We start from the raw sequence: 20,145 nt of genomic DNA on the forward strand, positions 1-20,145 counted from the left end.
GTTTTTATGCGTCCTGTGTCACATGACTTTACGATACCGCTACAATTCTGTAAACGCTGCCTCACATTCATCCCAAAAGGGTTTACTGGAGCAGATTAGCATCTGCGCTTCAGCGTCTACCCCGTGGATACTCTGCCCTGCGCACTTTTACCCCGACGCTCGCCTTACGGGGAATACACTCAAAACCTTAACCGGCCAGCACCGTCTTGGCGGGCTCACCGGGCTCTTCCCGCGTGAGCCTTGGCACCAAAAACCCGGGCAGGCGGGCACGCAAGCTCCCATGCAGCTCCCGGGCCATGTCATCCGGCACGGCAAAATGTGCCGCACCCTGCACCGCATCCAGTTGGTGCAGGTAATAAGGGAGCACCCCTGCATCAAAGAGGGCATCGGACAAACCCGCCAGCGTTTCCACACTGTCATTCACTCCAGCCAACAACACGCTCTGGTTCAGCAGGGTAATGCCGGCACTGCGCCAATCGCGGCAACGGGCCACCAGGGTCGGGCTGATTTCGCGTGGATGATTGGCATGCAGCACCAGCACCGTTTGCCAGCGGTCGGTCGTCAGTAGCGCCTTCAGGCCTGCATCCAGCCGCTCAGGAATGACCACCGGGGTCCGGCTATGAATCCGCAGCCGGCGCAGGTGCGGGATCGTCGCCAGTGCCTCCAGCAGCTGCTCAAGGCGCCGGTTTGTCAGCGTCAGCGGATCGCCACCGCTGAGAATCACCTCATGAATATCCGGGCGTGCCGCCAACCATTCCAGTGCCTGCTCCCAGCGCTTGCCGCTCAGATGCGTCTGGTAAGGAAAGTGACGCCGAAAGCAATAACGGCAATGCACCGCACAGGCGCCAGTAACCACCAACAGCGCCCGTCCGTGGTATTTATGCAGCAATCCGGGTACTGCCGTGTGATCCGCCTCTTCCAGCGGATCGGCACTGAATCCGGGCTGCTCCAGCCGCTCATCCGGTGCGCTCAACACTTGCCGCAACAGCGGGTCATTCGGATTGCCCCGCTCCATCAGGTCCACGTACCGGCGCGGCACCCGTAGCGGGAAGTCCCCGGCGGCGGCCAGGCTCGCCGGCAGGTCCTCTGGTGTTATTTCCAGCTGCGTAAACAGCGCCGCCGGGTCGGTAATCAGGTCAGCCTGCTGGCGCTGCCAGTCCGGCAACTCCCAACCGGCCGCTTCCTGCGTTATCATTGCCAACCGCTCAAGTTGCATACATCAACTCTTTGGAAAAGTTTTATGGCCAACTATTCTACCAGCGAATTCAAGTCTGGCTTGAAAGTGATGCTCGATGGCGACCCCTGCTCCATCATCGAAAACGAATTTGTGAAGCCGGGCAAGGGCCAGGCATTCAGCCGCGTGAAACTGCGCAACCTGCGTAACGGCAAAACCTGGGAGCGCACCTTCAAGTCCGGCGAGTCCCTGGAAGGCGCCGACGTGATGGATGTGTCCATGCAGTACATCTTCAATGACGGTGAATTCTGGCACTTCATGGACCAGACCTCGTTCGAGCAGAAGCAGGCCGACGACACCGCCGTGCGCGACGCCAAGCAATGGCTCAAGGAAGAAGACATCTGCGAGGTCACCCTCTACAACGGTGAGCCGCTGTCCGTGAGCCCGCCAAATTTCGTGGAGCTGGAAATCACCGAAACCGACCCGGGCCTGAAAGGCGATACCGCCGGCACTGGCGGCAAGCCCGCCACCCTGAGCACCGGCGCCGTGGTTCGCGTTCCGTTGTTTGTACAGACCGGTGAAATCGTCAAGGTCGACACCCGGACCGGCGACTACGTGGGGCGCATCAAACAGTAGCCATGAGCGACTGGCAACCCACCGCCTCCCTCGAGGCCATTAAGGCGCGCGCTGAGCTGTTACGCACAGTGCGCGCCTTTTTCGATGCCCGCAACGTGCTGGAAGTGGATACCCCGCAGTTGGCCCATTACGGCGTCAGCGACCTGCACATCCAGTGCATCGCGGTGCCCGGTTACGGCTACCTGCAAAGCTCCCCGGAATACCACATGAAACGGCTGCTCGCCGCCGGCAGCGGGCCGATCTATCAGGTCTGCAAGGCGTTCCGGGATGGCGAGGCCGGAGGACGGCACAACCCGGAATTCACCATGCTGGAATGGTATCGGCCGGGCTTTGCTCTGGATGATCTGGTGCAGGAATGCCTGAACCTGTTCGCTAAATTGTTCCCCGTCGCGCCCGCGCAACGCTACCGTTTCCGCGACCTGTTCGCCGACGTGACCCAGCTGGACCCACTCACCGCCAGTGATCAGGACCTGATTGCCTGCGCCGAATTCCATGGCGCTCCCCACGGCCTGAATAAACCCGCCGCTGTGGACTACCTGATGGCCACCCAGGTCGAAACCGGCCTCCCCGCAGAGCAACTCTCTGTGGTTACCGACTTCCCCGGCTGGGCCTGCGCCCTCGCGCAAACCCATGAAGACAAGGATGGCGCCACCGTCGCGCGCCGCTTTGAAATCTATTACCGGGGGCTGGAGCTGGCCAATGGTTATCAGGAGCTCACTGATGCGAAAGAGCAACGCCGACGTTTCGAGCAAGACAATATTCAGCGTGCACAGCATGGCCTGACCCGCATGGACGCAGACCCTTATTTGCTCGGCGCGATGCAAAACGGCCTGCCAGACTGTAGCGGTGTCGCCATGGGCGTAGAACGGTTGTTAATGGCCCAACTGGCTACCGCTCAAATTAGCAAAACCTTGGGGTTCGATTGGAGCAGAGCCTAACCTTCTCTTTCCCTGCCCCCGCGCCAGCTTGCCACCCTTGAGCTGCTACCCCTAGGCTTGCCCTGCACAGCAAGGAATCGCCATCCAGCTCAACATCTCACCGGCCACGGTCAAGGAATACGTATCGGATTTGTTCGGCCTGTTTGAGTGTGACAATCACACTCAGGCCGTGCTGAAGGCTCGGAGACTGGGGGTTTATTCTGGATTAACGGGCGCGCCCTCCTATCAGCCCAGCGTGCGCACAAACTGGAGCAGCGCAGCATTGACCTCCTGGGGGCGCTCCTGCTGGATCCAGTGGCCCGCCTCGGGCAACAGGACCACGTCGCGCAAGTCTTGGCAAACAGTGCCCAAGGTGTCGACGAGCTGCTCCCGTGTGGCACCGGCCAGCACCGAATCTCCCGCACCGCCAATAAACAGCGTCGGCATCTCAACGGTCGCGCCTTCAAGCTCCGTCGTTATTTCCCAGTTGCGGCGCAGGTTTCGGTAGTAATTCAGGCCACCGCGAAATCCGGCGCGCTGTAACTCCTCGATAAAGTAGTCCAGTTCCTCCTGACTCAGCCAGTCCGGCAAGCCCTTCGGTTTACCCAACCGTTTAATCCAGCCGCCGGCCTTATAGTGTCGATCCGTAATTTCAGGCGCCTCCCGCGGCGCGCCAGGCGACTGATAGAGGCGCAACAGCAGGCCATAAGGGTCGGCGTCATATTCGATCTCCGCCACGCCCGGCGTCTGGTGGTACAAAACGTAGAAGAACCGGTCAGCAAATTTCTGTTTCCAGGCTTCATCGTCCGGACGTGAGGGCCGCCCCCGATAGGGCACACTCATCGCAACCAGCCCCGAGAAGCGATGCGGGTACAGCAGAGCGGTATGCCAGGCCACGATCGCGCCCCAGTCGTGGCCAACAAGCAGTGCCTTCTCTTCGCCCAGCGCATCGAGAATACCGACGACATCGCCAGCGAGCTGGCGGATATCGTAATCCTCCACCGCTGGCGGGGCGTCGGTGCTGCCATAGCCACGCATATCCGGCGCCACAACCCGATACCCTGCCTCGGCCAGCGCCCGAATCTGGTGCCGCCAGGAGAACCAGGATTCAGGCCAACCGTGCACCAGTAGCACCAGCGGCCCAGCCTCACCCGCTGTCGCCAGACGTATGCGAATGCCGTTGGCCTCGACGAAGTGGAAGCTGATATCAGACAAAGGGGATTGGGTATTCATTTAGACTCTCTCGTTTGCAGGGTGGCGTAACCGGCTCGCCGACCTTTCAACAGAAAATGATTGTGCCATTCGATCCGGGATGTCGAGCAATACCGCGATTGCCGCTGGTAGCTTCTCTGACAACCATCCAAAAAAAGCCGCACCCAGATCATAGGCACGGCCTCTTTCTTTTCCATTCACAACGCACATCCTGCGTTGCCATTTTTATTTCCAAATATTAATAACTATTACGCCACTGCCGTTTGCACCACTGAATTGGCTCGCCCAACGGTCTCCGCAATCAGCTCGCCAATACGATCAATCACCGATGGCGGGAAATCGTGGCCCATGCCGGGAATAATGGCGAGCTTGGCACCACGAATATGGCGGGCTGACGCTTTGCCACCGGCAGGGCGGATCAGCGGATCGGCACCGCCATGAATCACCGTGGTCGGGCACTGGATCTGCTTCAGGGTTTTGGTCAGCGAGCCGGTGGCCATGACCGCCAGGAACTGGTTACGGATTCCGCGCGGATTAATGCCTCGCGCCCAAGAGGCACGGTACATGGCAGCCAACTCATCTTGTCCCTGCGGCAAGGTACCTCCAAGCTTGGCCATCATTTCCAGGCCAAATGCTACAAACTGCTCTTCGGTTTCCACTTTCACCCGCGGCGCTACCAGGGTCTTCAGTGCCGCCGGTTTTGGCGGTGGCAACAGCGGGCTGTTGTTGCTGGACATGATCGAGGTCAGAGACAACACCCGTTCCGGGTGCGTGCCGGCCATCAGCTGGCTAATCATGCCGCCCATGGAGGCGCCGACAAAATGCGCCCGATCAATCTTCAGGGCATCCAGCAGCCCGACGGTATCGGCCACCATATCGTGCAGTGTGTAAGCGCTCTCCACCGACAGGCCCACCATGCTGCGCAGGATCGCGGATACCGGCCCCTGATTAATGGGCTTGCGAATCCGAGTGGATTTACCCACGTCCCGGTTATCGAACCGGATGACCCGATACCCCTTGTCTGCCAGCGCATCCAGCAGCGGATCCGGCCAGAACACCATCTGCGCCGACAACCCCATGACGAACACGATGGGCTCTCCGCTTTCCGGGCCACGACTCTCATAAAAAAGCTCGATTCCATTACTGGCGACCGTGCCTGACTGCATAAGTGCCCCCTTCCTGTACTGGCCTGTTCTTGTGGGGCAGCGTCGCGATGGATTCGCTGCCAATGAATCAACATAGAAAAGGGCAGCCCAAACCTCAAGCCCCACCCCGCAATCGCAAGCCGATTGGCTTATTCGGCCGGTGAAACGGTAATGGCGCGCCACAGCATATCGAACAGTACACCGTGCTGATCCGCCAGGCGCCCCGGCCGGTCACGTAATAAATGCATCTGGGAAACCCGCAGCAAGACTCCATAGAAGAAATCCAGCAGGATCGGGGTCGCCACCTGGTCATTGAGAATGCCCTGATCCTGCCCTTCGTGCAGAACACTGAGAAACAACTCGGTCAGCCGCTGTTGGCCCGGCGTGCTGTCACTGCCCCAGCGCCCGGGGTACACCGAGTTGATCATCATCCGTCCCATTTGCGGATTACGATCAAAGAAATCCAGCACCACCCAGAACACCTTGCTGAGCCGGTCGCGAAAGGTGTCAATGCCGGCGAGATGATCCAGCATGCGCTCAGCCAACTGGCCCAGCCCGTGGTGCAGGCAGGCACTCAACAGGGCTTCCTTGCTGCCCTGCTGGGCATCGCCGTAGTAGCGGTAGAGCGTTTGCAGGCTGCATCGCGCTGCCCGGGCGATCTGCTGCAGGCTGACTTGGTGGAACTCCGAATCCGCGAAAACCTGCACCGCGGCCCATTCGATACGCTCGCGAACTGCGGGGTCCTGCCGGGTTGTCGGCAAAGGCTCAGCATGGCGCTGCATTACCATTACTCCTAACTCATTTACGTGTACACGTTAAAACAACCCCTAAGGTGTAATCGATATTACACATATGTAGGACAGTATCTCCAGCGAAATTGACTCACCAATCCCACCCTTCTAGGCTCGACTCACTTTGTCACCAACCAATGTCACATTAAGTGTAAGAAAAATTACACTGTGACCGGCACCCTGCAAGGAGTCTGCAATGCCTGTTCGCAAAATGAAGCTGGCCGGCCGTGGCGGACGCGTCGCCATCGTCGATGGTTTGCGCACACCGTTCGCCCGTATCGCTACTCACTACAAGAATCTTAACGCCATCGACTTGGGCGCCATGGCCGTGAAGGAACTGATGGCCCGCAACAACCTGACCCAGCACGAAATCGAACAGCTGGTGTTCGGGATGACAGTGATGATTCCCGAGGCCCCCTTCATTGCCCGCGAAATCGCACTTTCATTGGGCATGGATACCGTAGACGCCTATTCCATTACCCGCGCTTGCGCCACCAGTTTCCAGACCGCTGCCAGCGTGGCGGACAACATTGTCGCCGGCTACACCGACATGGCCATCGCCGGTGGCACCGACTCCACCAGCAGCGCCCGGGTGCCGCTGTCATCGGAACTGAGTGCGGTGCTGCGTGACGTAAGCTTTGCCAAAACACTGAAAGAGCGCATCAAGCTGCTCAGCCAGCTCAAGGCTCGCGACCTGCTGCCCCAGGCGCCGTCCATCACCGAATACTCGGTGGGCGAAACCATGGGTGAGAGCACCGAAAAAATGGTTAAGAAGTGGGGTGTCAGCCGTCAGGAACAGGATGATCTGGCCCATGCTTCCCACAGCAACGCCGCCCGCGCCTGGGCCGAAGGCCGTCTGGACCGTCAGGTGATGACCGCCCATCTTCCCAACGGCAATACCCTCAAAGACGACAATCTGGTGCGCAAACAGTCCGAGCGCGAGGGCTACAGCAAACTCAACCCGGTGTTCGACCGTGAGACCGGTTCGGTCACCGCCGGCAATAGCAGCCCGCTCACCGACGGCGCCGGCGCCCTGTTGATGATGAGCGAAAAGAAAGCCAAGGCATTGGGCTACCAACCGCTGGGCTACATCCGCTCCTACGCATTCGCCGCCCGCACCCCGAAAGACGACCTGCTGATGGGGCCAGTCCTAGCCGCCCCGCAAGCCATGGCCAGAGCAGGCTTGAGCCTTGCGGACCTCACCTTGGTGGACATGCACGAAGCCTTTGCCGGCCAGGTGGCCTGCAACCTGCGCGGCCTGGCCGATGACGACTATGTCCGCAGCCAGACCGGCCTCGCCGCCCTCGGCGACGTAGATCGCAGCAAGCTCAACGTGAACGGCGGCTCCATTGCCTACGGCCACCCCTTCGGCGCCACTGGCGCGCGGGTGATCAGCCAGGCGCTACACGAGCTGCAAAACCGCGGCGGCGGACTCGCCCTGACCACTGCCTGTGCTGCCGGCGGCATCGGCGCCGCCATGGTACTGGAAACCGAATAACGTCTATTCAGCGCCCCGGCAAACCGGCGCGTCATTGCAATCACTCACAGGAAAAGACACAGATGTTTAGCCTACTAATGAACTGGATGCGGGATAACAAGATCCTGCCACAAATCTCTGACACCGAGCGCCAGGCACTGGAAGCCGGTGACGTGTGGATCGACGGACAATTTTTTGGCGGCAAAGTGGACTTCGAAAAAATCCTCGCCGAAAACTATGACCCGCTGCCTGAACACGAACAGGCCTATATCGATGGCCCGGTGGAAGAGCTGTTAAAAATGGCGGACAGCTATACCCTGTCGCGCACCCGCAAACTGCCAGACGAACTGTTCACCTTCATGGCAGAAAACGGTTTCTTCGGCATGCAGATCGCCAAAGAATACGGCGGCAACCCCATGTCCACGCAAGCCAAGTCCTGCATCATGGCCAAGGTCAGCTCACACTCCGGCCTACTCAGCGCCATGGTAGTGATCCCCAACTCCTTGGGCGCCGCTGAACTACTCGGCCACTACGGCACCGATGAGCAGAAGCAGTATTACCTGCCGAAACTCGCCACCGGCGAATTTATTCCCTGCTTTGGTTTGACCGAACCCACCGCCGGCTCCGATGCCGCGTCCATCAGGGCGGAAGGCCAGGTATTCAAAGACAGCGACGGCGAGATCAAATTCAAGCTCAACTTCCGCAAGCGCTATATCACCCTGGCACCGGTCTCCAATTTGATTTCCCTGGCTGTGCGTTTGCACGACCCGGAAAATCTGCTGGGTAAAGGCGAAGACGCAGGCATCACCGTGGTGCTGCTGGAAAAAGGCCTGGACGGCCTGCACATTGGTGACCACCACCAACCCATCGGCGAGCATTTCCCCAACGGCCCGATCGTCGGTCGTGATGTGATCGTCCCAGCCAGCAACGTACTTGGCGGCATAGAGCACGCCGGCACCGGCTGGAAAATGCTGATGGAAGCGTTGGCCGGCGGGCGCATGGTCTCCCTGCCCGCCACCGGCATCTGCGGCATTCGTTACGGCGCCATGATCGCCGGCGCCTACTCCATGGTCCGCCAGCAGTTCGGTATTCCCGTGGGTCGCATGGAAGGGGTGGAACATAAAATCGGCAAGGCCGCCGGCATGACCTACGCCTTTGATGCCGCCCGCGTATTCGGCTGCTCCGCCGTCGACAAAGGCATTCAGCCGCCAGTAACGTCGGCCATCATGAAAGCCTATTCCACTGAAATGGGCCGCGACACTGGCACCGATGCCATGGACGTGACCGCCGGCTACGGCGTCATGCAGGGCCCCAACAACACCATGGGCCGCCTGTATAATTCTGGCCCGGTGAGCGTCACCGTGGAAGGCGCCAACATCATGACCCGCACCCTGATGATCTTCGGCCAGGGCGCTACCCGCTGCCACCCCTACGCCTACAACGTGGTGCAGGCCGTAGAGAACAACGACACCAGCGCCTTCCGTAAAAACCTGACTGGCTGGATGATCCAGTTCCTGCTCGGCTTCGTGATGAGCATCGTGCGCGGTGTCACCCGCGGCTGGTTCACCGTGAAGGTGCCCGACGTGGAGCCGAAGACCAAGAGCATCTACCGTCGCCTGGGTTGGGCGGCCACCCGCTTCGGCCTGCTTACCAACCTGGCCATGTTCTTCGTGGGCGGAAAACTGAAAGCCCGCGGCAACCTGACCGGTCGTTACGCGGATGTCGTTGCCTGGTTGTACATCACCACCTCCGCCTTGCGTCGTTTTGAAGCGGAAGGCCGCAAGGTGGAAGACCTGGCGCTGGTGCAATACGCCGGTGAATACGGTCTGACCCAGATCCAGCAAGCTTTCGAAGGCATCTACGAAAACTTCGGCGGTCCGGTGGGCATGATCCTGAAAACCGTCGGCCGTCTGGGTCTGGGCCTCAACCCGCTGGCCAAGCTGCCTAACGATCAGCTCAGCCACAAAGCGGCACTGGCCCTGCAAAGCTACGGCGACCAATACAAGCGCCTGGTCGGCGGTAACTATATGCCGGAAGAAAGTGATGAGGGCCTCGGCCGCCTGCTCAAGGCGTTCCGCCTGACCACCGAAGCCGAACCGGTGCGCGGAAAAATTCGCGCAGCACAAAAAGCCCGCAAACTGGGTAAAGGCAAAATGGAAGCCATGGCTTCCCAGGCTGCTGAACAAGGCGTGATTTCCGATGCCGAGCTGGCCACCCTGAACGCTGCCACCGAGGCCTGCTTGCTGGCTATCGAAGTAGACGTCTTCACCAAAGACGAGTACTACGGCGCCGGTGGCATCCCCGCCATGAGTGCCACCGGTGACGGCGGCATGGAGCCGTTGTCCCCGGCGGCGCTGGCCAAGGCGTCCGGCGAGTAACCACGCCTGCTCTTAACGCTCACGGGCCAGCCCCGACTGGCCCGATCGACCCTGCCCTCACGCCGCCTGACCGGCTAAGGTTTGGCGGCACAACAACAAAACAACGGACAGCCTTATGAGCTTTCAGGCCCGCCTTATCAAAGCCGTCACCCGGCGTACCATCAAACGCTCCGGCCTTAACGAAGCACAGCTGGTGCGCCACCTTCGCAAAGTCTTCAACGATACCCCAGTGCTGACCCTGCTGCCCCGCGGAGTCAACGTCACCCGCGTGGAGCAGCCTGCGTTTACCGGCGACCGCATCAGCGTGAAGCAGCCCAATATGACGGTACTTTACCTGCATGGCGGCGCCTACATCGGGGGCATCACCAAGACCTACCACAACCTGGCCGGGCGGTTGGCAAAAAAAATAAACGCCGAGGTATTCCTGCCGGTTTATCCGTTTGCGCCGGAACACCCTTTCCCCGCCGCAGTGAACCGGGTAATGGAGGCCTACGAATACCTGTTAAGCCAGGGCAAGCAACCGCAGGACATCGTCATTGCTGGCGATTCCGCCGGGGGCGGACTGACCCTGGCCACTCTGCTGCACATCCGCGACAAAGGGCTGGAACAACCCCGCTGCGCAGTGACCTTTTCCCCCAACAGCAGCGCCTTCCCGGACGACAAGATCCTGAATGCCCTGGACGCCAGCGATGCCATGCTGTCAGCGGATATCATCCGCACCGTAACCGATATTTATATCCCCAATCCGAACGACCGTAGCCACCCTTACGCCTCGCCCTGCCTGGGCGACTACACCGGCATCTGCCCACTACTGATTACCGCCAGCACCGATGAAGTGCTGTACGCCGATGGCAAACGGGCACGACGCGCCGCTGAGCAAGCCGGCGTCAAAGTGGAATGGATAGAGCGCTCCGGCGTATTCCATGTGTGGCCCATCATGGTGCCGTTCCTCCCGGAAGCGAACAAAGACCTGAAACGGGTTGTCGCATTTATTCAGGACGCAGGCTGACATCCGCCGGGCAGATTCGGTCATTGCCGACCACTGCCCAACCCCTTTTACTGGATTCAGCCCACAAGGAGTCGGCATGAGCGCATTACTGCCCCGTATTCACCCGGACGATTACTGTAACGAAGACCTACCCACCCTCAGCCAACCCTGGTGGCAGACGCTGCCATCCGACTTTCACGCCAAGCCGGATCACTTCCTGGCAGACGGTGACACCAGCTGGCGCATCAGCAGTACCGCCGCCGTAGACACCCTGGCCCGCACTGGCTTGGCCTGCATGGCCGGCGCGGCGGCGCTACCCGCCACATTGAACGCCGCGCGCCAGCGTGAAGAACGGCAACTGGCGGACTTCTACCGGCCCTTTCTGGAGGCCGGCGACCCCAATGTTTTCTTCACCCCGCCCACCACGCCGGTGGAAATCAAACGCACCCCGGTATCCAGTTACCATTTTCAACCGGAGGATGGCGACGCCCACACCCTGCATTTCAGGTCACCATTTACACCGAAAAATCCGGCCCTGAAAGATCGTTACCTGGACCACACGCGCAACGGCACCGCTTGGGCGCAGCACTGGCGTCATCACGACGGCCCGCGCCCTACCCTGGTGATGATTCACGGCTTTGTGGCTGACCCTTACTGGCTAAACACCCGCTGGCTAGCCCTGCCCTGGTTCTACAAACAGGGCTTCGATGTGTTGCTCTACACCCTGCCCTTCCATGGCCGACGCAAAAGCCGTTTCGCCCCGTTCAGTGGCGCTGAGTTTTTCAGCCAAGGCATGGCTACGCTCAACGAAACCTTTGCCCACGCCATTCATGACCTGCGTGTGTTCATGCAAATGCTACGCGAGCAAGGCTCACCGGCCATCGGCGCAACCGGTATTTCTCTGGGGGGTTACACCACCGGGCTGCTGGCTGCACTGGAAAAGGACCTGGCCTTTGCCATTCCCAATGTGCCGCTGGTCAGCGTGATCGACCTGATGAAAAGCTGGTTCCCGATCAACCAGCAAGTGAAGCTATTGAGCCGGGTCTACGACACCAACACCGCCGGCCTTCGCGAAATCACCGCGCTGCATTCGCCGCTCACCTGGCCCTGCCAGGTGCCGCAGAGCGGGCGCATGATCATCGGCGGCGCCGGCGACCGCTTCGCCCCGCCCAAGCACAGCCACCTGCTGCGCCAGCACTGGAACAATTGCGATGTGCACTGGTTCCCCGGCAACCACCTCGTGCACCTGGATCAAGGCCTGTACCTGAAAGCCATGCGAGACTTTATGAAAGGGGCGCTAGAGGAAAAATCGATAGAACTGAGTGCATGAGGAAACAAGGGGCGAGTTTCGAGTTTCGAAGATCAAAACCGGAACAGTCAGTAGCAACAGGTTTTTTGCCTTTCGAAACTCGCGTCTCGTGACTCGCTTGTGCAGCAGGCCTAACCCCGCGATTTCGCCCTGATCGCTTGCAGGCAAGCTCCCACGATCAATCAGTTGTCTTGTCCACCTTGAACAGCGCCGCCGTACCGGCGCCGCAGGAAACCACTGTTTTCATCATGGTTTCCACGCCGATTTCCGGGTGTAATTCCACTAGTGACGCATCCAGATGGTAGATAAATCCACTGGTGGGATTGGGGCCGGTGGGAACGAACACGGTGACGTGGCCATCCGCATGGCGGGACGTGACCAATGCCGTAACGGACACATCCGTGTCCCTGCCATACAACCACACCCGCGCCACTTCACCGCGGCTGAACGGGCTGTCGGCACTGCTTCCCATTAACTGGGCAATCACTTCACGCACCGTGGTATAGCCGGGCAGTCGCGTCATCACATGCTCTTCCCACTGCTGCCAGGCCCAGCTGCCCAGACGGGTCGCCACCAGAGTACCTACCAGAAAACACAGCACCAACACCGCCAGCACTGATAACCAGTCCGCCACAAACTTGGGCAACCCAAAAGCGCTGATAAACACCGAGGTAAACGGCGCGATCAACTCGGTCACCGTCTGATAAATCCATTTGAAGAAAAATACGATGATGGAAATGGGCAACAGAATAGTCAGCCCACCCAGCAACGACTTGCGGATAAAGAACCAGATGCGACTGGAACCGTTCATCGATTTTCCCCTTGATGGACAATAGGCCGCAGCACGCCAGAAAACCCGGTACTGTTGCGTGCCGCGTCACTCATACCAAATACGATTAATAAAAAGACAACGCTCGCCGGCCGGGGTTCGCACCTCCACCTCGTCATCTACCTGCTTCTTGAGCAAGGCCCGAGCCAGCGGCGCGTCGATACTGATGAACCCTCTACTCGCATCGGTTTCATCCGGGCCCACTAGCCGGTAGGTTTCGGTATCACCGGCTTCGTTTTCCAGCTCCACCCAGGCACCGAAAAAAACCCGACTCTGGTCCTCCGGCACCCGATCCACCACGGTCATGTCGTCCAGGCGTTTGCTGAGAAAGCGCACCCGCCGATCAATTTCCCGTAACTGTTTCTTGCCGTAGATATATTCCGCATTCTCCGAACGGTCACCCTGGGCCGCGGCTTCCTGCACTGCCTGGGTGACCACCGGCCGCTTTTCCTTCCACAGGTACTGCAGCTCATCGTTGAGCTTATGGTAGCCCTCAACGGTGATGTACTTGGAAGCGGGTGTGCCCTTTGGTCGCCAGCGGCCCATGGCCTATACCTCGAAGATCCGGTGCAGTTCCCGCAACCCTTTGAACTCCAGCGTATTGCCGGCGGGATCCTGTACAAAAAAGGTGCCTTGCTCGGCGGGCTGGCCCACGAACCGCTCACGGGGTTTCAGCAGGAACGGCCAGTCATGCTCATAAATCCGCTCCACCAGGGTTTCCCAAGTGGCAAAATCCAGCACCACGCCAAAATGCGGCATGGGCACCGGGTGGCCATCCACTTCGCTGTAACCTTGTATGGGCACCAAATCGTCGCCCTTATGCAGGGAAAGCTGGTGGCCATGCAGATCTACATCTACCCAATTGGGCGCATCACGCCCCCGGCGAGCGCCCAACACCCGACAGTAAAAGTCGGCGGCGTCTTCCAGGTCATTTACCAAAAAGGCCAGATGAAAGGCCGGTTGTTTTTCCATCGTCTACCGCTCTTGCTAAACTCTTGTCATCAGCTTGGTACCAGCACGCTCTAAGATGCGTTGCTCGTGATGCTATTGGGCCAGTTGAAGGTTCAAAGTTTAACAGCGCGGAATAGCTCGTCATTTTGCTTTTCCCCTTGCCAGCGCTTTATCTCTGGAGCGCGAGGCGCAGGAAGACCAAATAGCATTGGCCCTGCTTCGCGTTTCAACTTTGAACTTTGAACTTTCAACTGCCATACCCTGGTACCAAGCGCGCCCATACTACTAGAGGAACCCTGCGCATGTCTGTCACCCGTGCTCCCTGGCCCGCCACCCGACTGCGCCGCATGCGCCGCGATGACTTTTCCCGCCGGCTGATGCGCGAGCACACCCTCACCGTGGACGACCTGATCTACCCGGTATTTGTGCTGGAAGGCAGCAACCAGACCGAAGCCGTACCCTCCATGCCCGGTGTAGAACGCAAGAGTATTGACCTGCTAGTGGAAGAAGCCCGTGAGCTGGCCGATTTGGGGGTTCCTGCCATGGCGCTGTTCCCGGTCACCCCGAGCGACGTGAAAACCCTGGATGGCCGCGAAGCCTGGAACCCGGACGGGCTGGCCCAACGCGCCGTACGCGCCATCAAGGCAGCCGTGCCAGAAATGGGCGTGATTACCGATGGCGCCCTGGATCCGTTCACCACCCACGGCCAGGACGGCATCATCGATGACAACGGCTACGTGCTCAACGATGTGACCGTGGACGCACTGGTCAAACAGGCACTGTCCCATGCTGACGCCGGCGCCGACATGGTGGCCCCATCGGACATGATGGACGGCCGCATCGGCGCCATCCGCGAGGCCCTGGAAAACCACGGCCATATCCACACCCGCATCATGGCCTACTCCGCCAAGTACGCCAGCGCCTACTACGGGCCGTTCCGTGATGCCGTGGGCTCCGCTGGGAACCTGGGCAAAGCGGACAAGACCACCTACCAGATGGACCCGGCCAACTCCGACGAAGCCCTGCACGAAATTGCCCTGGACCTGGCGGAAGGCGCCGACGTGGTGATGGTGAAACCGGGCATGCCCTACCTGGATGTAGTGCGCCGGGTAAAAGATGAATTCAAGGTGCCCGTATACGCCTACCAGGTGAGCGGCGAATACGCCATGCACATGGCCGCCTTCCAGAATGGTTGGCTGGATCAGGACAAGGTAATGATGGAATCCCTACTGGCCTTCAAGCGTGCCGGCGCCGATGGCATCCTCACCTATTTCGCCAAGGCGGCAGCACAAAAACTGAAAGCCCAACGCTAACACCACGCAGGCCAGCGCCCCCCTCCCTGCCAAGGGGTGGCCCGCCGGCCTGTTGCGACTACCCGGCACAACCGCTCTTAGCGATAACAAGCGCTCACCCACCCCCTACCATCAACACCCTGTTGACTGGCTTTTGAAGCTCCCCGCACGGCCAACCCTGCCAATGTAAAACGCCGGGGACCGGATATTATTCCGCTGTTTTCTGCTGATTCTATTATTGGGTCTCTGGCCCTAGGAGTAATACCGATGCGCACTCTAATGATCGTGCTGGGCCTTGCTGTGTCTAGCCTTACCACCGCCGACACTCGGGCCCCCACCGACGACGAAATGCAGCAACTGGATATCATCCAGCAATCCTGGATTTTCCAGGGCTGATTGGTTTTCAGATCAGAAAAGCCGGCCCACGCGCCGGCTTTTTTTGTCGCTCATCGTCTGCGTTCCTCACATCTGCCATCATTTGCTGCTTTCTGCCACCCATCCCTCGCGATACTCTGGATCATGCTCGATAAGCTGATCGGCCGGCGCGGACACAAAATCATTTTCCGGCTGTCATTACCGTGTCACATTAATGTCATGGAATAGGGATCCCACAACCCGGTTCCGGTCAGGACGACACCATGAATGCTTTCTCCAGTGAACAGGGTGGCAACGAGCACCACGCCATCGACGCCAGCAACGGCAACCTCAGCAACCCGGACCACTACCTGAACCGGGAACTCAGCCTGTTGCAGTTCAATCTGCGCGTGCTGGAGCAAGCCTCGGACGAAAACCACCCGCTGATGGAACGGCTGAATTTCCTGCTGATTTTTTCCAGCAACATGGACGAGTTTTTCGAAATTCGCGTGGCCGGCCTGAAGAACAAATTGGAAACCGGCACTGGACAACCGGGACCGGATGGCATGCTCGCCGACGAGCTGCTCAGGGAAATCAGTCGCATCACCCACGAGGCGGTGGATCGCCAGTACCGTATTCTCAACGACATTTTGCTCCCTGCCCTGCGCGAAGAGGGTGTGGACTTTCTTCGCCGGGAAGACTGGACCGAAGCGCAGGTTGAATGGGTCAAAAAATATTTTCGCGAGCAGGTGTATCCGGTACTCACTCCCATCGCGCTGGACCCGTCCCACCCTTTCCCGCGCCTGGTGAACAAGACCCTGAACTTCATTGTTCCGCTGGACGGCAAGGACGCCTTTGGCCGTTCCACCGGGCTGGCCATCGTGCCCGCGCCGCGCTCCCTGCCCCGCCTGATTCGTATCCCTGATGAAATCAGCGAAGGCGGCGACGATAATTTCGTTTTTTTGTCCTCCATGATTCATGCCCACGTGTCCGACCTTTTTCCCGGCATGAAGGCCACCGGCTGCTACCAGTTCCGGGTGACCCGCAACGCAGACATGGAAGTGGACGAGGAAGCCGAAGATCTCGCCAGCGCCCTGAAAGGTCAGCTGCTCTCACGCCGTTACGGTGACGAAGTGCGCCTGGAGGTCGCGGACAACTGCCCCCGGCACCTGATGCATTATTTGCTAGAGCAGTTCGAGCTGACCACAGACGACCTGTACGAAGTGAATGGTCCGGTGAACCTGGCGCGCATGTTTACCAGCGTAAACCGTCCACGCCTGCACTACCCGCCCTTCACACCCAAGCTGGCGCCTGCGGTGAAAAAGAACGAAACCATTTTTGATGCCATCGATCAGGGCGACATTCTGCTGCACCACCCCTACGAATCGTTCCAACCGGTCATCAACCTGCTGGCCGAAGCCGCGCGCGACCCCAAGGTACTGGCCATCAAGCAGACCCTGTACCGCACCGGCACCAAATCGGAAATTCTTGATCACTTGGAAACGGCGGCACGCAACGGCAAGGAAGTCACCGCCATCGTGGAGCTACGCGCCCGCTTCGATGAAGAATCCAACATCGAAGGCGCTCGACGCCTGCAGGAAGCCGGCGCCATCGTGGTATACGGTGTGGTGGGTTACAAAACCCACGCCAAAATGCTGCTGGTGGTACGCCGTGACGGCGACGGCATCAAGCGCTATGTGCACCTTGGCACGGGCAACTACCACACCAAGACTACCAAGCTGTACACCGACTATGGCCTGATGACCTGTGAAAAAAGCATGGGCCAGGACGTGCACAAAATCTTTCAGGAACTGACGGGCATGGGCAAGGCAGCGCGGCTCAAGCAGCTGAAGCATGCGCCGTTCACCCTGCACACTTCCATTATCGAGTGGATCGACTTTGAAACCGAGCAGGCACTGGCCGGCAAACCGGCGCGCATTATTGCCAAGTTCAATTCCCTGACTGAAGAAAACATCATGCAGGCGCTCTATCGAGCGAGTCAGGCTGGCGTGGAGATAGATCTGATCGTGCGCGGCATCTGCTGCCTGAAGCCCGGCATCCCCGGGTTATCGGACAACATCCGTGTGCGCTCCATTATCGGCCGCTTTCTGGAACACACCCGGATCTACCATTTTCATCACGGTGGCGATGACCTTGTGTACTGCTCCAGCGCCGACTGGATGGACCGCAACCTGTTCAACCGCGTGGAAACCTGTTTCCCGGTTAACGACCCGGTGCTCAAGGCACAAATTCTGGAACAGGGCCTGCACATCTACCTGCGTGACAACAATCGCGCCTGGGAACTACAACCGGACGGCAGCTACCAACGGGCGCATCCCCAGGACGGAGAAGACATCTTTATTGCCCAACAGACGCTGCTGGACACGCTGGGGGGATAAGGGCAACTTCTAGCTTCTAGCTTTCAATATGGCATCCCGCTTCAAGCGGGATACCATCTTGAAAGCTGTTTTTATTCTCACAACTAGAAGCTGGAAGCCCGCCGCTACTCTCCTGTTTTTTTCACGCCAACACCAACTCGTACCCTGCTGACTGGAAGTAATCCTGTTCCTGCTCCAGGTCCGCCTGGGTGAGCGGATGCTCCTCCAGCCAGCCCGGCGGGAAGGTAATTGCAAGCCGATCACCTCGAGCCTGCAACTCGATATCCGGGACGCATTCATCGCTGCGCGCATGGTGCAAACGCACTGCCAAACGCAACACCAGGCACAGCCGCAACAATCCGGCCTGCTCGTCGTCCGGCAATTCCGCCAGCGCTGCCAGTGGCACCTTTCTGCGATGCCCGCGCACCATCAACGCCACCATCTGCTGCTCCTGGCGGGAAAACCCCGGCAGGTCGGAATTGGTGACCAGGTAAGCCCCGTGCTTGTGAAACTGACTGTGCGACACCGCCAGCCCCACCTCGTGAAGCAACCCGCCCCAACGCAAGGTATCGGCGGCCTCATCACCTTCGATCCGCCAGTCACTGGCCACTTGCCGGTAGAGCGTCTGCGCCGTGGCACACACCCGCTCCGCCTGGCTACTTTCTACATGGTGGCGATTCATCAACGCCTGAATGCTGCGATCCCGCACATCTTCGTGGCCGAAACGGCCCAACAGATCGTACAACAACCCTTCACGCAGGGCGCCACTGGACACCTCCATCTGGTCGATACCCAACTGCTCGAAAATGCCGTACAGAATAGCCAGGCCGGAGGCAAAAATGGGTTGCCGGTCTTCACGCAAGCCTTTCAGATCGAGCTTGTCCACAGCACCGGCCTTGATCACCCGCTTGCGGACTTTCTTCATCCCATCCAGCGTGATGCCAAACTCGGACCAGCCATTTTCCACACATACCTGGCTAATCGCCTTAATCGTGCCTGATGCCCCCACTGCTTGCTGCCAGCCCAGGCGCCGATAGTTGGCATGAATCGACAACACCTCCTGACGCGCTGCGGTCACCGCCCGGTCAAAGGCTTTCTCGGTGATCTCCCCGTTGGGAAAAAAACGCTGGGAGAAACTGACACACCCCATATGCAGTGATTCGGTTTCCGTGGATTCAAACCGCTCACCGATGATCAACTCCGTGGAGCCGCCACCGATATCCACCACCAGCCGCTGACCCGCATCATCCGCCAGAGTATGGGCCACCCCCAGATAAATCAGGCGTGCCTCTTCCCGGCCGGCCACCACTTCAATGTCGTGCCCAAGCACGGCCTCCGCACGGCGGATAAACTCCCGCGCATTGCGCGCCTGGCGCAGGGTATTGGTTCCCACCACCCGCACGCTGCCACGGGGAATCCCGGCGATACGCTGGGCAAACCGGCCCAGACATTCCACCGCCCGCTCCTGGGTATCCGCATCCAGACGATTATCCTTGTCCAGTCCGGCCCCCAGCTGCACCTTCTCAGACAGCCCGTCGAGGATCTGGATTTCCCCCTGCGCCTGGCGGGCTACCACCATATGAAAACTGTTCGACCCCAAATCAATGGCAGCCAGATGTTCGCCATGCTCCATAATCACTCCTTCCTTTGAGCCGATTCTATCCAAAAATCATGGCGTTACGATGTCATAGGCAACAACTAAAGCAATAATTGACTGCCTCGCTTGAAATTCATCACCCGCGACCTGATATTATTCCCCATCGCAGGGCCCCGTTAGCAACCGTTCCGGGGCGCTGAAACCTTTATATCAGGAGAATTCAATGAGCGGCGAGATTATCAACGTGACCGACGCGGACTTCGAAGCCCAGGTCATCAACGCAGACGGCCCCGTGCTGGTCGATTACTGGGCGCCATGGTGCGGCCCCTGCAAAATGGTCGCGCCGATCCTTGAGCAACTGGTGGGCGAGTACGGCGACAAGCTGACCATTGCCAAAATCAACATCGATGACAACCCGGAAACGCCCAAGAAATACGGCGTACGTGGCATCCCCACCCTCACCGTATTCAAGAACGGTAACGTGGAAGCCACCAAAGTGGGCGCTCTGTCCAAGAGCCAGCTGACCGCATTCCTGGACAGCACCCTCTAAGAAAGCCGGCACTCCCCCAACCCTCCTCCCCCGCGGGGGAGGGTTTTCCTGCTTGCAGCGTGTTACATCTTGCGTGTTGCATGCGGGCCTCCACAGTGATAGATTCCAGAACCAGCTTTAATAAAGCACCCCCTTTAGTTAGTCCTCGGAACCTCTGGTTACCTATT

Annotated in this window: 18 protein-coding genes; 10 read left to right on the plus strand and 8 right to left on the minus strand. The window is 59.2% G+C overall.

Annotated features, from left to right (window positions below):
- Positions 1–187: 187 nt before the first annotated feature.
- Positions 188–1,216 carry an EF-P beta-lysylation protein EpmB gene (gene epmB / locus ABNH18_RS14375; protein ID WP_349383492.1) on the minus strand — a complete coding sequence of 343 codons (1,029 nt, stop codon included), beginning with the start codon at positions 1,214–1,216 and terminating at the stop codon, positions 188–190.
- Positions 1,217–1,240: 24 nt separating this feature from the next.
- On the opposite strand from epmB, the gene efp reads away from it, so the two are divergent.
- Both efp and epmA read left to right on the plus strand, forming a co-directional pair.
- Positions 1,241–1,810 carry an elongation factor P gene (gene efp, locus ABNH18_RS14380; protein WP_349383493.1) on the plus strand — a complete coding sequence of 190 codons (570 nt, stop codon included), beginning with the start codon at positions 1,241–1,243 and terminating at the stop codon, positions 1,808–1,810.
- Positions 1,811–1,812: 2 nt separating this feature from the next.
- Positions 1,813–2,748: an EF-P lysine aminoacylase EpmA gene (gene epmA, locus ABNH18_RS14385; RefSeq protein ID WP_349383494.1), complete on the plus strand. Its 936-nt coding sequence runs from the start codon at positions 1,813–1,815 to the stop codon at positions 2,746–2,748.
- A 225-nt stretch (positions 2,749–2,973) separates the two neighbouring features.
- Here the strand turns inward: epmA and ABNH18_RS14390 are convergent, their stop codons facing one another.
- The 3 genes from ABNH18_RS14390 to ABNH18_RS14400 all read right to left on the minus strand — a co-directional run bounded on the left by ABNH18_RS14390 (position 2,974) and on the right by ABNH18_RS14400 (position 5,866).
- The gene (locus ABNH18_RS14390; protein ID WP_349383495.1) at positions 2,974–3,960 is read right to left on the minus strand and encodes an alpha/beta fold hydrolase; all 987 of its coding nucleotides are present in this window, start codon (positions 3,958–3,960) and stop codon (positions 2,974–2,976) included.
- A 227-nt stretch (positions 3,961–4,187) separates the two neighbouring features.
- Entirely contained in the window at positions 4,188–5,105 is a 918-nt protein-coding gene (locus ABNH18_RS14395) for an alpha/beta fold hydrolase (protein ID WP_349383496.1), read from the minus strand.
- Between the two features lie 128 nt (positions 5,106–5,233).
- Positions 5,234–5,866 (minus strand): TetR/AcrR family transcriptional regulator, encoded by a 633-nt coding sequence (locus ABNH18_RS14400; protein ID WP_349383497.1) that lies wholly within the window; start codon positions 5,864–5,866, stop codon positions 5,234–5,236.
- Positions 5,867–6,071: 205 nt separating this feature from the next.
- Between ABNH18_RS14400 and fadI the strand changes: the two genes are divergently transcribed.
- The 4 genes from fadI to ABNH18_RS14420 all read left to right on the plus strand — a co-directional run bounded on the left by fadI (position 6,072) and on the right by ABNH18_RS14420 (position 12,048).
- Positions 6,072–7,373 (plus strand): acetyl-CoA C-acyltransferase FadI, encoded by a 1,302-nt coding sequence (gene fadI / locus ABNH18_RS14405; RefSeq protein WP_349383498.1) that lies wholly within the window; start codon positions 6,072–6,074, stop codon positions 7,371–7,373.
- A gap of 62 nt (positions 7,374–7,435) precedes the next feature.
- Positions 7,436–9,730, plus strand: a complete 2,295-nt coding sequence (locus ABNH18_RS14410) for an acyl-CoA dehydrogenase (protein ID WP_349383499.1) — start codon at positions 7,436–7,438, stop codon at positions 9,728–9,730.
- Positions 9,731–9,845: 115 nt separating this feature from the next.
- Complete coding sequence (locus ABNH18_RS14415) at positions 9,846–10,739, plus strand: alpha/beta hydrolase (RefSeq protein ID WP_349383500.1); 894 nt, start codon at positions 9,846–9,848, stop codon at positions 10,737–10,739.
- Positions 10,740–10,815: 76 nt separating this feature from the next.
- Positions 10,816–12,048, plus strand: a complete 1,233-nt coding sequence (locus ABNH18_RS14420) for an alpha/beta hydrolase (protein WP_349383501.1) — start codon at positions 10,816–10,818, stop codon at positions 12,046–12,048.
- Between the two features lie 157 nt (positions 12,049–12,205).
- Here ABNH18_RS14420 and ABNH18_RS14425 read toward each other — a convergent pair whose 3' ends face one another.
- The 3 genes from ABNH18_RS14425 to ABNH18_RS14435 all read right to left on the minus strand — a co-directional run bounded on the left by ABNH18_RS14425 (position 12,206) and on the right by ABNH18_RS14435 (position 13,828).
- Positions 12,206–12,838, minus strand: coding sequence for a DUF502 domain-containing protein (locus tag ABNH18_RS14425; RefSeq protein ID WP_349383502.1), 633 nt, complete (start codon positions 12,836–12,838; stop codon positions 12,206–12,208).
- Between the two features lie 66 nt (positions 12,839–12,904).
- Positions 12,905–13,402, minus strand: coding sequence for a transcription elongation factor GreB (gene greB, locus ABNH18_RS14430; RefSeq protein WP_349383503.1), 498 nt, complete (start codon positions 13,400–13,402; stop codon positions 12,905–12,907).
- A 3-nt stretch (positions 13,403–13,405) separates the two neighbouring features.
- Positions 13,406–13,828, minus strand: coding sequence for a VOC family protein (locus tag ABNH18_RS14435; protein WP_349383504.1), 423 nt, complete (start codon positions 13,826–13,828; stop codon positions 13,406–13,408).
- A 281-nt stretch (positions 13,829–14,109) separates the two neighbouring features.
- Between ABNH18_RS14435 and hemB the strand changes: the two genes are divergently transcribed.
- From hemB to ppk1, 3 genes are all read left to right on the plus strand, one after another.
- A complete protein-coding gene (gene hemB, locus ABNH18_RS14440; protein WP_349383505.1) occupies positions 14,110–15,120 on the plus strand; it encodes a porphobilinogen synthase in 1,011 nt (336 codons plus the stop codon).
- Positions 15,121–15,366: 246 nt separating this feature from the next.
- Complete coding sequence (locus ABNH18_RS14445; RefSeq protein ID WP_349383506.1) at positions 15,367–15,495, plus strand: hypothetical protein; 129 nt, start codon at positions 15,367–15,369, stop codon at positions 15,493–15,495.
- Between the two features lie 242 nt (positions 15,496–15,737).
- The gene (gene ppk1 / locus ABNH18_RS14450; protein WP_349383507.1) at positions 15,738–17,852 is read left to right on the plus strand and encodes a polyphosphate kinase 1; all 2,115 of its coding nucleotides are present in this window, start codon (positions 15,738–15,740) and stop codon (positions 17,850–17,852) included.
- A 121-nt stretch (positions 17,853–17,973) separates the two neighbouring features.
- Here ppk1 and ppx read toward each other — a convergent pair whose 3' ends face one another.
- Positions 17,974–19,464, minus strand: coding sequence for an exopolyphosphatase (gene ppx, locus ABNH18_RS14455; protein ID WP_349383508.1), 1,491 nt, complete (start codon positions 19,462–19,464; stop codon positions 17,974–17,976).
- 187 nt (positions 19,465–19,651) lie between these two features.
- Between ppx and trxA the strand changes: the two genes are divergently transcribed.
- The gene (gene trxA / locus ABNH18_RS14460) at positions 19,652–19,978 is read left to right on the plus strand and encodes a thioredoxin TrxA (RefSeq protein WP_007150985.1); all 327 of its coding nucleotides are present in this window, start codon (positions 19,652–19,654) and stop codon (positions 19,976–19,978) included.
- Positions 19,979–20,145: the final 167 nt, after the last annotated feature.

Origin of the sequence: Alcanivorax sp. (assembly GCF_040118815.1) — a bacterium.
In the GTDB taxonomy this organism is placed as follows: domain Bacteria; phylum Pseudomonadota; class Gammaproteobacteria; order Pseudomonadales; family Alcanivoracaceae; genus Alcanivorax.

Coding starts and splice junctions, on each gene's coding strand:
- epmB (WP_349383492.1), bottom strand. CDS start 1,216: ATGCAACTTGAGCGGTTGGCAATGATAACGCAGGAAGCGGCCGGTTGG.
- efp (WP_349383493.1), top strand. CDS start 1,241: ATGGCCAACTATTCTACCAGCGAATTCAAGTCTGGCTTGAAAGTGATG.
- epmA (WP_349383494.1), top strand. CDS start 1,813: ATGAGCGACTGGCAACCCACCGCCTCCCTCGAGGCCATTAAGGCGCGC.
- ABNH18_RS14390 (WP_349383495.1), bottom strand. CDS start 3,960: ATGAATACCCAATCCCCTTTGTCTGATATCAGCTTCCACTTCGTCGAG.
- ABNH18_RS14395 (WP_349383496.1), bottom strand. CDS start 5,105: ATGCAGTCAGGCACGGTCGCCAGTAATGGAATCGAGCTTTTTTATGAG.
- ABNH18_RS14400 (WP_349383497.1), bottom strand. CDS start 5,866: ATGCAGCGCCATGCTGAGCCTTTGCCGACAACCCGGCAGGACCCCGCA.
- fadI (WP_349383498.1), top strand. CDS start 6,072: ATGCCTGTTCGCAAAATGAAGCTGGCCGGCCGTGGCGGACGCGTCGCC.
- ABNH18_RS14410 (WP_349383499.1), top strand. CDS start 7,436: ATGTTTAGCCTACTAATGAACTGGATGCGGGATAACAAGATCCTGCCA.
- ABNH18_RS14415 (WP_349383500.1), top strand. CDS start 9,846: ATGAGCTTTCAGGCCCGCCTTATCAAAGCCGTCACCCGGCGTACCATC.
- ABNH18_RS14420 (WP_349383501.1), top strand. CDS start 10,816: ATGAGCGCATTACTGCCCCGTATTCACCCGGACGATTACTGTAACGAA.
- ABNH18_RS14425 (WP_349383502.1), bottom strand. CDS start 12,838: ATGAACGGTTCCAGTCGCATCTGGTTCTTTATCCGCAAGTCGTTGCTG.
- greB (WP_349383503.1), bottom strand. CDS start 13,402: ATGGGCCGCTGGCGACCAAAGGGCACACCCGCTTCCAAGTACATCACC.
- ABNH18_RS14435 (WP_349383504.1), bottom strand. CDS start 13,828: ATGGAAAAACAACCGGCCTTTCATCTGGCCTTTTTGGTAAATGACCTG.
- hemB (WP_349383505.1), top strand. CDS start 14,110: ATGTCTGTCACCCGTGCTCCCTGGCCCGCCACCCGACTGCGCCGCATG.
- ABNH18_RS14445 (WP_349383506.1), top strand. CDS start 15,367: ATGCGCACTCTAATGATCGTGCTGGGCCTTGCTGTGTCTAGCCTTACC.
- ppk1 (WP_349383507.1), top strand. CDS start 15,738: ATGAATGCTTTCTCCAGTGAACAGGGTGGCAACGAGCACCACGCCATC.
- ppx (WP_349383508.1), bottom strand. CDS start 19,464: ATGGAGCATGGCGAACATCTGGCTGCCATTGATTTGGGGTCGAACAGT.
- trxA (WP_007150985.1), top strand. CDS start 19,652: ATGAGCGGCGAGATTATCAACGTGACCGACGCGGACTTCGAAGCCCAG.